General features: G+C 72.3%; 11 protein-coding genes. 7 read left to right on the top strand and 4 right to left on the bottom strand.

All coding sequences use genetic code 11. The features are described from left to right. Positions 1–26 precede the first annotated feature (26 nt). Positions 27–641, bottom strand: coding sequence for a TetR/AcrR family transcriptional regulator (locus AB0G17_RS03880; RefSeq protein ID WP_361375342.1), 615 nt, complete (start codon positions 639–641; stop codon positions 27–29). A 97-nt stretch (positions 642–738) separates the two neighbouring features. Here AB0G17_RS03880 and hmgA point away from each other — a divergent pair, with 97 nt between their 5' ends. The 4 genes from hmgA (at position 739) to AB0G17_RS03900 (ending at position 5984) form a co-directional block, all read left to right on the top strand. Next, positions 739–2058, top strand: coding sequence for a homogentisate 1,2-dioxygenase (gene hmgA, locus AB0G17_RS03885; protein WP_361375164.1), 1320 nt, complete (start codon positions 739–741; stop codon positions 2056–2058). A gap of 187 nt (positions 2059–2245) precedes the next feature. After that, positions 2246–3025: a GntR family transcriptional regulator gene (locus AB0G17_RS03890; RefSeq protein ID WP_361375166.1), complete on the top strand. Its 780-nt coding sequence runs from the start codon at positions 2246–2248 to the stop codon at positions 3023–3025. Positions 3026–3561: 536 nt separating this feature from the next. Continuing rightward, the gene (locus AB0G17_RS03895; RefSeq protein ID WP_361375343.1) at positions 3562–4719 is read left to right on the top strand and encodes a type ISP restriction/modification enzyme; all 1158 of its coding nucleotides are present in this window, start codon (positions 3562–3564) and stop codon (positions 4717–4719) included. Positions 4720–4775: 56 nt separating this feature from the next. After that, entirely contained in the window at positions 4776–5984 is a 1209-nt protein-coding gene (locus AB0G17_RS03900; protein ID WP_361375168.1) for a CaiB/BaiF CoA-transferase family protein, read from the top strand. Positions 5985–6076: 92 nt separating this feature from the next. Here AB0G17_RS03900 and AB0G17_RS03905 read toward each other — a convergent pair whose 3' ends face one another. Beyond that, the gene (locus AB0G17_RS03905; RefSeq protein WP_361375170.1) at positions 6077–6340 is read right to left on the bottom strand and encodes a hypothetical protein; all 264 of its coding nucleotides are present in this window, start codon (positions 6338–6340) and stop codon (positions 6077–6079) included. Between the two features lie 259 nt (positions 6341–6599). On the opposite strand from AB0G17_RS03905, the gene AB0G17_RS03910 reads away from it, so the two are divergent. Continuing rightward, on the top strand, positions 6600–8258 hold the full coding sequence (locus AB0G17_RS03910) for a serine/threonine-protein kinase (protein ID WP_361375172.1): 1659 nt from the start codon (positions 6600–6602) through the stop codon (positions 8256–8258). An 18-nt stretch (positions 8259–8276) separates the two neighbouring features. Here AB0G17_RS03910 and AB0G17_RS03915 read toward each other — a convergent pair whose 3' ends face one another. Then, positions 8277–9092, bottom strand: coding sequence for an SGNH/GDSL hydrolase family protein (locus AB0G17_RS03915; protein WP_361375174.1), 816 nt, complete (start codon positions 9090–9092; stop codon positions 8277–8279). Positions 9093–9488: 396 nt separating this feature from the next. Here AB0G17_RS03915 and AB0G17_RS03920 point away from each other — a divergent pair, with 396 nt between their 5' ends. Beyond that, entirely contained in the window at positions 9489–10592 is a 1104-nt protein-coding gene (locus AB0G17_RS03920) for a DUF5925 domain-containing protein (protein ID WP_361375176.1), read from the top strand. Positions 10593–10873: 281 nt separating this feature from the next. On the opposite strand, the gene AB0G17_RS03925 is transcribed toward AB0G17_RS03920, so the two are convergent. Continuing rightward, the gene (locus tag AB0G17_RS03925; RefSeq protein WP_361375178.1) at positions 10874–11248 is read right to left on the bottom strand and encodes a GntR family transcriptional regulator; all 375 of its coding nucleotides are present in this window, start codon (positions 11246–11248) and stop codon (positions 10874–10876) included. A 222-nt stretch (positions 11249–11470) separates the two neighbouring features. Between AB0G17_RS03925 and AB0G17_RS03930 the strand changes: the two genes are divergently transcribed. Continuing rightward, positions 11471–11971, top strand: coding sequence for a DUF402 domain-containing protein (locus AB0G17_RS03930; protein ID WP_361375180.1), 501 nt, complete (start codon positions 11471–11473; stop codon positions 11969–11971). Positions 11972–12041 lie beyond the last annotated feature (70 nt).

The raw sequence follows: 12041 nt of genomic DNA on the forward strand, positions 1-12041 counted from the left end.
TGGCGCCCGGCCGCCGCGCCCGGGCCTCAGCCCAGCGTCCTGGCCAGATAGGCGTGCAGCAGCTCCCGGGTCTCGGCGACGATGCCCGGGTCCCCGTCCGGGTCGGTGCGGAAGGCGAGCCGCAGCAGGGCGTCCGCCGCCTCGACCGCGACCAGGATGGTCCGGCGCAGCTCGGCGTCGGGGGCGCGGCCGAACTGGGCCGGGAGCAGCTCGGCCAGCCGGTCGGCCAGCAGGTGGTTGGCGTCGGCGGAGGGGTCGACGACCGGCTGCGGGCCGCCGAAGTCGACGAGGTTGAACCCCGGCATGGTCTTCTTCAGGACCAGGTACTCGTCGAGCACCGCGTCGATCGCCCCGCGCCAGTCCTCGGCCTCGATCGTGGCGAGACGGGCACCGACGATCTCCGCGAACCGGTCGAGGTTGCGGGCCGCCAGCGCCTCCGCGAGGGCCCGCTTGTTGCTGAAGAAGCGGTAGACCGAGCCGATCGGCACCCCGGCCCGCTGGGCGACGGCCCGGGTCGAGAGCTCTTCGTAACCCGTCTCGTCCAGGAGCTCGGCGCAGGCGTCCAGGATCCGGCTGAGGCGCTCGGCGCTGCGCTGCTGCACCGGTGCGCGGCGGAGGTTCGCATGGGGCACGGCCCCCATCATGCCGCGCTCGGCCGGTTTTGCCGTTGACGCGGCCGAATCCGAATCCTACGGTGACCCATAGGATTGCAGGATTCTTCAGCGGCGGGAGCGGCAGATGACGACCAGCAGCGAGCAGGCCAGGAAGACGGCACAGGCGCTGACGTACTCCCCGGGGTTCGGCAACGAGCACAGCTCGGAGGCGGTTCCCGGCGCCCTGCCGCATGGCCGGAACTCGCCGCAGCGCGCGCCCCTCGGGCTCTACGCGGAGCAGCTGAGCGGCTCGGCGTTCACCGAGCCGAGGGCGCACAACCGCCGCTCCTGGCTCTACCGGATCACGCCGTCGGCCGCGCACCCCGCGTTCGTACGGACCGACAACGGGAGCCTGCGCAGCGCGCCCTTCACCGAGACCGCGCCCGACCCCAACCGGCTGCGCTGGAACCCGCTGCCCGAGCCGGCGCCGGGGACGGACTGGCTGGCGGGGCTGTGGACGCTGGGGGGCAACGGCGACGCCGCCCAGCGCACCGGCATGGCGGTGCACCTCTACCACGCAAACGCCGCCATGGACCGGGTCTTCAGCGACGCGGACGGTGAGCTGCTGATCGTCCCCGAGCAGGGCGGACTGCTGCTGCGCACCGAATTCGGCCTCCTTGCGGTGCGCCCCGGCGAGGTCGCGCTGATGCCGCGCGGCGTGCGCTTCCGGGTCGAGCTTCTCGACGAGACGGCCCGCGGTTACGTGTGCGAGAACTACGGCCGGCCGTTCCAGCTCCCCGACCTCGGCCCGATCGGCGCCAACGGCCTCGCCAACGCCCGCGACTTCCTGGCGCCGGTCGCGGCGTACGAGGAGGCCGAGGGGCCGGTGGAGGTGGTCAACAAGTTCTGCGGCAACCTCTGGACCGCGCAGTACGACCACTCGCCGCTCGACGTGGTCGCCTGGCACGGCAACCACGTCCCGTACGTGTACGACCTGCGCCGCTTCAACGTCATCGGCACGATCTCGTACGACCACCCGGACCCGTCGATCTTCACGGTCCTCACCTCCCCCTCGGACACTCCCGGCCTCGCGGGCGTCGACTTCGTCGTCTTCGCGCCGCGCTGGCTGGTGGGCGAGGACACGTTCCGGCCGCCGTACTTCCACCGGAACGTGATGAGCGAGTACATGGGCCTGATCGAGGGCGCGTACGACGCGAAGGCCGAGGGATTCGTGCCGGGCGGCGGCTCGCTGCACAACATGATGTCGGCGCACGGCCCCGACCGGGAGACCTTCGACAAGGCGAGCGCGGCGGAGCTGAAGCCGCAGAAGATCGACGACGGCCTGGCGTTCATGTTCGAGACGCGGTGGCCGGTGACGGCGACGGAACAGGCGGCGTCGGCGGAGCATCTGCAGCGGGGGTACGACGAGGTGTGGCGGGGGCTGGAGCGCCACTTCCGGGCGTGATGCGGGCGCGAGCGGCGGGGGCCGGCGCGCCGCTTGCGGGCGCGATGCGCACGCACCGGCCCCGGGCCGTCTGGGTGGCCCGGCCCGGGTGCGGCCGGACGGCCCGGCCCGGGTGCGGCCGGGCCCGGTGCTCCCGGATCCTGGGCAGTACCTTCCCCCGCGCCCCAGAGCCTGATACGGAATCCCCGTGACCTCCTCGACCCCCGCAACGCCCCCGGCCTCCTCCTTCGCTCCGGACTCGCTGGTCCTGAACCGCAAGCTGCCGCTCTGGTACCAGGTCTCGCAGTCCCTGCGCGCGTCGATACTCGGCCGTACCCCGGACGCCTCGCTGCGGCTGCCCACCGAGGAGCGGCTGGCCGCGCACTACGGCGTGAGCGTGCTGACCATGCGCCAGGCGCTGAAGGAGCTTGAGGAGGAGGGGCTGATCACCCGGCACCGGCGGCGCGGCACGTTCATCGAGCCGGCCGCACGGCGCGGCGCGCCGGTGCGGCTGCTCGGCTCGATCGACGCGATCGTGGCGCAGCAGTCCGGCGAGCCGACGACGGTGCTCGGGCACGGGCCGGAGCCGGTGCCGGGGGAGCTGGCGGAGTACTTCCCCGACTGCGAGTCGGTCGTCACCTACCGTCGCCTGCGGCGGGACAGCGAGAGCGGGGAGCCCACCAACTGGGCGGAGAACGCGGTACGTCCGGAGCTCGCCGTCGGCATCGAGGTGTCCGACCTCGAACGGTGGCCGATGACGAAGGTGCTGCGGGACGCGGTGGGGGTGCGGATCAGCCGGATCACGGACACGGTGGAGGCGCGGCTGGCGGATCCGGTGACGGCGGAGCTGCTGGAGGTTCCGCTGCTGTCGCCGATCCTGCACTACACGGGGGTGACGTACGACGCGGCGGGCCGGGTGGTGGACGTCGCCCGCATCCGCTACCGCGGCGACCGCTTCTCGTTCTCGGTAACGGTGGAAGCCCGCTGAGCCTGCCCCCGCCCCGCCCCTTCCCGCTGTGACATGTGCGGCTCCGCCGCGTGGCCTCCGGGGGTGGGTGGCTGAGGTGGCTCTCCCGGGGGCTACGCCCCCGACCCCGTTTGCGGGGCCTGCGGCCCCTGCACCCCGCTCCCGTTTGTCTGCGGGCCGCATACGGCTGGTCGCGCAGTTCCCCGCGCCCCTGAAGATGCCGCTCCGCGGCAATCCCCTGGGCGCCCCGCAGGGGCGCTTCCAGGGGCGCGGGGAACGGCGCGAGCAACCCACCACACACCCGCAGACAAAGACCGGGCCAAAAAGGGGAGCGGGGAACTGCGCGACCAGCTCCCACCGGCCCGCAGACAAAGCACGGGGCCCGGGGCGCAGCCCCGCGACGGGGTCTGGGGCGGAGCCCCCGGGGGACCGCCTCAGCCACCCACCCGGCCACCCGCCCAGGGTTTGAGGGAACGGGCGGGGTGGGGGCACAACCCCCCGCCGGACGCCTAGCATGACCCCCCGTGAGTGACGATCTGCAGCCGCTCGACGAGCTGATGCCGTGGTCCGTGGCCCCGCTGCGCCCGGGCCGCCCCTGGGTCACCGCCCCGGACGACCGCACGCTCAGAACCCGCTGGAACACCCTCGTCCAGGCAGACACCCCCACCCGCGAACGCCTCTTCCACCCTACCCGCACCCGCACCCTCCACACCCGGGTCACCGCCCTCCCCCTCGGCCCCGCCGGCACCGCACCCCTCGCCCTGGAAGACGGCCCCTGCCCCGCCCCCCTCCGCTTCACCCACGGCCCGTTCGACCAGCAGTGGCTGATACCCGATCACCGCCTCCTGGACGCCGCCCGCCCGGAGCTGTGGCGCGTCGCCGACGAGCGGCAGCTCTTCGCCGTCGAGCAGGGGCACCTGCCGAAGACCGGCGGCGGCCCCGCCCTCACCGTCTCCGCCCTGCTCCCCGACGGCCGCTCCCCGGCCGGCCGCCCGGGCCGCATCCGCCCCCTCTACCGCCGCCCCGGCGCCGTCGAGCCCAACTTCACGCCCGGGCTGCTCGCCCTGCTCGGCAAGGAGTACGGACACGACGTCACCCCGGAGGACCTGTTCGCCTGGATCGTGGCCGCCGCCCAGCTCTCCCCCTCCGGATGCGTCCTGCCGCTCACCCCCGACCCCGCGCTCTGGGAGCGGGGCGTGGAGCTGGGGCACCGGATCGTCGAGCTGACCGTGCGCGGGGCGCGCGGCGGTGAGAAGCCGCGCCTGCCCGGCGGCCGGCGGCCGTACGTCCGGGCCGCGATCCCGGCCCGGCCGGACGCGCTGCGGTACGACCCGGAGGACGAGAGCCTGTACCTGGGCGAGGGCCGGATCTCCCCCGTCCCCCCGGGCGCCTGGGAGTTCGAGGTGAGCGGGGTGAGCGTTCTGGAGCTGTGGTTCGAGGAGAGGACGCGAACCGGCGAGCCCGGGACCCTGGAAGCCCTCCGGCCCGCCTCCTGGCCGCAGGAGTGGACCTCGGAGCTCCTTGAGCTCATCACCGTGCTGGCCCTGCTCGACGAGCTGCGCCCCCGGCAACGGGAGCTGGCCGACGGGCCCCAGCTCGCCCGCGACCGGCTCGTGGAGGCGCGCGTGCTGCCCGTACCGCCGTCGGCCCGCCGCCCCGCCTCCGTACTCGACCATCACGAAGAGGGACCCGACGGCCAGCTGGCCCTCCTCTGAGCCACGAGCGGCCGGGCCGTGACAAAAGTGGCCCGTACACGGTAAGCACGGCTGTCATGAGCACTCCGCAGCCGCAGCCCCAGCCCCTCCCCCTCGACGGGATCACGGTCGTCGCCGTGGAACAGGCTGTCTCCGCTCCCTTCGCCACCCGTCAGCTCGCCGATCTCGGCGCTCGGGTGATCAAGGTCGAGCGGCCCGACGGCGGTGACTTCGCCCGTCACTACGACACCGCCGCCCGCGGCCTCGCCTCGCACTTCGTCTGGTGCAACCGGGGCAAGGAATCGATCGCCCTCGATCTGAAGGACCCGCGCGGACTCGACGTGCTGCGGCGGCTGATCGCCGGGGCCGACGTGTTCGTACAGAACCTGGCGCACGGGGCCGCGGCGAGGATGGGGCTCGACGCGGCCACGCTCTGCGCCGCCCACCCCCGGCTGGTCGCGGTCGACATATCGGGGTACGGCGCCGACGGCCCGTACGCGCACAAGCGGGCGTACGACATGCTCGTCCAGTGCGAGGCGGGTCTGGTCTCCGTGACAGGTACGCCGGAGCAGCCCGTGAAGGCGGGGATCCCGGCCGCCGACATCGCCGCCGCCATGTACGCGTACTCCGGCGTCCTCGCGGCGCTGCTGCGCCGGGGCACCACCGGTCGGGGCGGCCCGGTGGAGATCTCGATGCTGGAGGCGCTGGCGGAGTGGCTGGGGCATCCCCTGCACCATGTGATGCACGGCGGAACGGAACCGGCGCGCACCGGGGTCGCGCACGCCGTCATCGCCCCGTACAACGCCTATGCGACGGCGGACGGCCAGGTGCTGCTCTCCGTACAGAACGACCGCGAGTGGCGCAGGCTGACCGAACAGGTTCTGGAACGACCGGAGTTGGCCGAAGATCCGGCGTACGCGACCAACACCGCGCGGACCGCGCACCGGGCGGAGACGGACAAGGCGGTCGGGGAGGCGCTGGCGGGGATGACCGCGGCCAAGGCGATCGCGCGACTGGAGGCGGCGGGCATCGCGTGCGCGCGGCTCAACACGGTCGCGGAGGTCGCCGCGCATCCGCAGCTCGCGGCGCGCGACCGCTGGCGGGAGGTGGACTCGCCGGTGGGGCCGCTGCGCGCGCTGCTGCCGCCGGTCGGTCTGCCGGGCGGCGCCGAGCCGAGGATGGGTGCCGTGCCGGCGCTGGGCGAGCACACCGAAGCGCTGCTGCGAGCCCTGGGGATGACAGAGGAGCTGACAGCAGCGCTGCGCCGGGACGGCGTGATCGCCTGAGCGTGTATCAGGAAGTCACTGGTTCTCGGGAGCCAGGGTTCTCAGGAGGCCACGGTTTTCAGGAAGTCACTGATCGTGAGCTGTCGTGGGCTTCAGCCGCGGCTGCCGAAGAGCGAGCGGCGAAGGCGCCGCAGCGGGGCGAAGAGCGAGACGCGGGCGCTCTTGCTCCTCCGGCTGTGCGCGGCGTCACGCGAGGTCAGCTCACGCATCAGCAAGGTCGCCTCGGCCGACTCCCGCAGCGGGACGGCGGGACCGCCCAGCACCGAGAGATGGCGGTCGAGCCGCGAGCTGGTCGCACTGCTCCCGCAGGTGATGGCAGGCACTCGCGCCCTGCTGCGCACTGTTATCTGTTCCATGTCACTCCCCACCCATACGAGGGCACCCGGCCCCGGGCAGGGTAACCCTATCGCCCTCGCATCACACTCGTGTATCCCGGTGGTGGGATTCACCTCTCCCGGGGAGGGGTTGACATGAGGCCCTGATTACTCTCTGAATATGCCTGATTCCAGGGCGAGTTGGACAACGCCTCCGAGGGGGCCTCTACCGCGCTGACCTGAGCTAACGTGGGGAGAGGATCCGCCGTTGTGGTCGCGCCCTCGCCGAGGAGGCCCGCCAGTGAGCGAAGTGCCGGGCAACGAACAGCGCGTGATCGGGGGCCGTTACCGGCTGCTCTCCCCGCTCGGCCGCGGCGGCATGGGCGAGGTGTGGCGGGCGCGCGACGACGTGCTGGGGCGCGAGGTCGCGGTCAAGGAGGTCCGGGCGCCGGCCGGCCTCGACTCCCCCGACGAACAGCGGCTGTACGCACGCCTGGAGCGCGAGGCGTGGGCGGCGGCCCGGATCTCGCACCGCAACGTGGTGACGGTCTACGACGTGGCGACCCACGACGGCCGTCCCTGGATCGTGATGGAACTGGTGCGCGGGCTCTCGCTCTCCGAGGTACTGGAGGCGGACGGGCCGCTGTCCCCGCAGCGCGCCGGGCACATCGGCGCCGAGATCGTCGCGGCCCTGCGCGCCGCGCACGAGGCCGGGGTGCTGCACCGCGATGTGAAGCCCGCCAACGTCCTGCTCGCCAACGACGGCCGGGTGGTCCTCACCGACTTCGGGATCGCCATGGTGGCGGGCACCTCCACGCTCACCATGACGGGCGAGGTGATCGGCTCGCCCGAATTCCTCTCCCCCGAACAGGCGTTGGGGCGGATCCCGGGACCTCCGTCCGACCTGTGGTCGCTCGGAGTGCTGCTGTACGCGGCGGTCGAGGGCAGCTCGCCGTTCCGCCAGGCCACCCCGCTCTCCACGCTGCGGGCCGTGGTCGACGAGGAGCTGCCACCGCCGCACCGGGCGGGCGCGCTCGCCCCGGTGATCGCGGGGCTGCTGCGCAAGGACCCGGCCGAGCGGCTGTCGGCGGAGGCGGCCGAGCACCAGCTGCGCGTGGTGGGCGCCGGTGGCGAGGTGCGGGAGGTTCCGCCGCCGTACCCCGGGCCGTACGGCATGCCGACGGTCGCTTCCGGGACCCCGGGCCCCGGCCGCACGCCACCGCTGGCGGTCCCGGTGGTGCCGGGCTCGTACGACCCGGCGGCGACCGCAACGGATCCGCCGCCCGACCGTCAACGGCGTGCGGGAGCAGTGCTTTTGGTGGCGGCCGTCCTCCTGCTGCTCGCGCTCGGCGGGCTCGCGTGGGCGCTGGCACACAGCGGAGGCGGTGGAGGCAGCGACCACGCGGGCACGCCCTCCGCGCCGGGCCCGGTCTCGCACACCACGCCGCACAGCAGCAGCGCCGCCACCACGGGCCACAGCGCCACAAGCCCCACCACCAGCCCCACGGACACCCCAAGCCACAGCCCGAGCAGCTCGTCGCCGCCCGCGCAGTCGGTGAGGGTCTCTCTCCAAAGTGTTCGCGGAAGTTACGAGGGAACGTGCCCGCCGCCCGACGACGCGGCCCCGGCCGTGGTCGCCACCTTCACCGTGGGCCGTACGCCGGTGGACGTCCAGTACCGCTGGGTGACGGCGTCCGGGGAGTCGTCCGACCCCGGCTGGAAGACGCTGAGCTTCGGCTCCGGCGATCCGAGGAGCAGGCAGGTGCGGCACATCGAGTCGGGGTACGAGGCCGGGGAGACCGTCCACAACGCGGTCCAGCTGGAGGTGCGCTCGCCGGTCGCCGCGAACTCCAACTCGGTCGCCTACTCGGTCACTTGCAAGGAGAAGACCCCGACGGGCGGGGCCTCCTCGTCTTACACGGCGCCGGCGGGCAGCGGCTCGGGCCCGCCCGCCGGCTGAGGTGATGTCAGGGCGGGATCAGGCCGCGTTGGCGAAGGTGGGCAGGTAGGCGCCGGACTGGCCGGAGGCGGTCGGGTGGTAGGACTCGCCGATGTTGGTCCAGACGAGGCTGTTCAGCCAGGAGCTGCCGGAGCAGATCTCGTGGTTGGTGAAGGGCGGGACGACCGAGGCGAAGGTGTAGCCGTGGTCGGCCGCGCGCTTGGCGGTGACCGTGTTCAGCTCGTCCGCCGCGCTGTTGATCGCCGCGCGCGAGGTGTCGCTCAGGCCGCCGAAGCAGCTGCCGCCGATCTTGTAGAAGTGCGGGTATCCGATCACGACGACGTGGGCGTTGGGCGCCTTGGCTCTGATCGCGTCGTAGACGGCGTCGAGCTTTCCGGGCAGCACGGTGTCGGCGTAGGTGCGCGCCTGGTTGATGCGGTTGATGCAGGTGGACTGCGAGTTCAGGACGCAGGTGGTCATGACGTCGGAGAAGCCCGCGTCATTGCCGCCGATGGTGATGGAGACGAGGTCGGTGGAGGAGTTGAGCGGGCCGAGCTGACCGGCGGTCACATCGCCGGTGGTCGCGCCGGAACAGGCGGTGAAGGCGAACGTGGCCGGGGCGTGGGACGCGGCCCAGAGGGACGGGTAGGCCTTGGGCGAACGCTTGCAGGAGCCGCTGGAGCTGTCGTACGTACCGGTGCCCACTCCCGAGGAGTAGGAGTCGCCGAGCGCCACGTAGTCGGTGCCCGCGGCCTGGGCGTGGGTCGCGGCACTGGCCACGCCCGCCCCGGTGAGGGCGAAGGCTGCGGTCAGGAAGATCGACGACACATAGGCCGTCATACGGGAGAGCTTCATGTGGGGGCCTCCTAGTGCGGGATATCCGCCACAGATGTGGTACCAGCGGGTAGGGATCACCGGAAGTGGACATGCCAAGAACTTTCAGAAATCCGCTCCAACGGGGGAAACCCTGACCATGAGTTCTCGTCAATTGACCTTCGCCGCACGGAACTTCACCGCACGCTTCTTGCCTTTCGTGCCCTTCTTGCCTGCCTTTCCTGCCTGCCTTTCTTGCCTTGACGGCTCTGCTGGGGTGCGCCACCCCGGAGCCCCGCTCACCTGGCCGGAGGACTCGGAGGGGCCCGCGACCCAGATGTGTCGCCTTGCGCCGACCGGAAGGGCTCGCCCCGGCCGCGGTTCCGTCCCGGCCCAACGGGACAAAACACCGTGCGCGGCGGGGCGTGTTGCCGGATCATGGAAGCCATGTCCGCGAACCCTGAAGCCACGCTGCCGATCCGGCTGAACGTGGACGACAGCGACTCCCCGTCCGATGTCGTCGACGCGCTGTTCCTCGGCCGGTTCGCCACGGGCGAGCAGCCTTTCTCGCACAGCTCCTCCATAGACCGGGTCAAGAAGGGCGCCAGCCTGCTGCCGCCGGGCGCGACCGTGCTGCGCGCGGCGCGCGACGACGACCGCAGCGCCACGCTCGCCGAGGGCGACGGCTGGACGCTGCTCGTCTCCCGCTGGAACCGGGGCGCGGACGTCACGGTGACCGCGACCAGCGAGGACCTCGCCGAGAGAGTGCTCAAGCAGGCCACCGAGGGCGCCGAGGACGAGCCGGAACCGGTGCCGGAGAACGTCACGATGGGCTTCTGGTACGTCTCGCCGCGCCGCGGACCGCACCGCACCACCCGCCAGATCGCGGCCGGCACGTGGGAGGAGGTCCGCCCCAACTACACGGCGCCGGTGGCCGAGGCGATGGACCGCCTGATGAAGGTGACTCCCGACGACATCGCGGGCCGCCTGCTGCTGCTCCACGGCCCGCCCGGCACCGGCAAGACTTCGGCGCTGCGCACGCTCGCCCGCTCCTGGCGCGACTGGTGCCAGGTGGACTGCGTACTGGACCCGGAGCGCCTCTTCAACGACGTCGGCTATCTGATGGACATCGCGATCGGCGAGGACGACGGCTCGGCGAAGGGCCGCTGGCGGCTGCTGTTGCTGGAGGACTGCGACGAGCTGATCCGGGGCGAGGCCAAGCACACGGCGGGGCAGGCCCTGTCGCGCCTGCTGAACCTGACGGACGGCCTGCTGGGCCAGGGCCGCAACGTCCTGGTCGGCGTCACCACCAACGAGGACCTGGAGCGCCTGCACCCCGCGGTCGTCCGCCCCGGCCGCTGTCTGGCGCGTATCGAAGTGGGGCCGATGACCCGCCGCGAGGCGGTCACCTGGCTGGGTACGGAGGAAGGCGTGGGCCGCGAGGGCGCCACCCTGGCCGAGCTCTTCGCCCTGCGCCGCGGCACCACACCGCCGAGCGTCCCGGATCCGCGGGAGGGCGCGGATGCGGGGTTGTATTTGTAAGGGACGGGACGGTCAGCGCTGAGCTTGCAGGTGACGGACGACAGCTGACAGATGACAGATGGCAGATGTCGGCTGTCAGCTGACAGATGACAGGCGTCGGCTTGCAGCTGGCAGTTGACAGACAACAGCTGACGGCTTACAGACGACGGCTGACGGCTGACGGCTTACAGACGACGGCTGACAGACGACGGCTTACAGACGACGGCTGACAGACGACGGCTGACGGCTGACGGCTGACGGCTGACGGCTGACGGCTGACGGCCAAGGGTCAGGCGTCCGTGTCAGTCGCCGTACACCGCCCGCACCGCGTCCGACACCGCCGCTTGCGCCGCTTCGCGGCTGAGGCCCAGGCGCCGTACCTCTTCGGCGTACGTGCGGGCGGCCGCCGCGGCCCGGCGTTCCGCCGCGTCGCCCGCCGCAGCGACGAACGTACCGTTGCGCCCGCGCGTCTCGATCACCCCGTCGGCCTCCAGCGCGCGGTAGGCCTTGGCCACGGTGTTGGCGGCGAGCCCGAGCTCCTCGGCGAGGCCGCGCACCGTGGGCAGCTTGTACCCCACGGGCAGCACCCCCGCCCGGGCCCGCTCGGCGATCTGGGCCCGCAGCTGCTCGTACGGCGCGCTCGCGGCTTCCTGGTCAATGACGATCTTCAGGGTCACAGGCCGATTCTGCCCCTCCCCCGGGCGGGACGAAAATGGGAGGCACCCGCCGGGCCCCGCGCGTAACGTCCGACTCCATGACCGTGATCGTCCGAGATCCACGCCCCGGGGACTCCCTGGAGGCCGAATCCGTGGCCCGGGTACGCAGAGCGGCGACCCCATGCCGGCGATCGACAACCGGTCCCCCAGGAAATCTGCGAAATCTGCGCAACGGAGACACACATGTCCGCGAACTCGGCTGAGCCCGGCTCCCTCCTCACCGTCACCCTGGTCAAGTCGGGCCGTACGAAGATCGGTTACCCGGCGTCGGTGGTGTCCGACGACGGCGTCCGACTCACGGTCCGCGCCCCCTGGGCGGCCGACGGTGTCCGCGACTTCGGCTTCGTCCGCTTCGAGCCGGGCGACGTCTTCACCGAGCACTACTGGCGGGACCGCTGGTACGCGGTGAAGGAGGTACGGGCGGCCGACGCGTCGCTCAAGGGCTGGTACTGCGACATCACCCGCCCCGCCGTGGTGCGCGACGGAGCGGTGGTCGTCGAGGACCTGGACCTCGACCTCTGGGTCTCCGCCGACGGCGCCACCGTGCTCCGCCTGGACGAGGACGAGTTCGCCGAGAGCGGTCTCGCCGAGAGCGACCCGGACGCGGCGAGCCACGCCGTACAGGCACTTGACGAGCTGGAACTCCTGGCGAGGCTCGGCAAGTTCACGGCACTGCTCGACTAGCCGGACCAGTTCGACCAGTTCGATCAGTTCGGCTGGGTCGATCAGTTCGTCGGGGTCGACCAGCTCGACC

This window comes from Streptomyces sp. NPDC023838, assembly GCF_040639555.1.
Classification (GTDB): Bacteria; Actinomycetota; Actinomycetes; order Streptomycetales; family Streptomycetaceae; genus Streptomyces.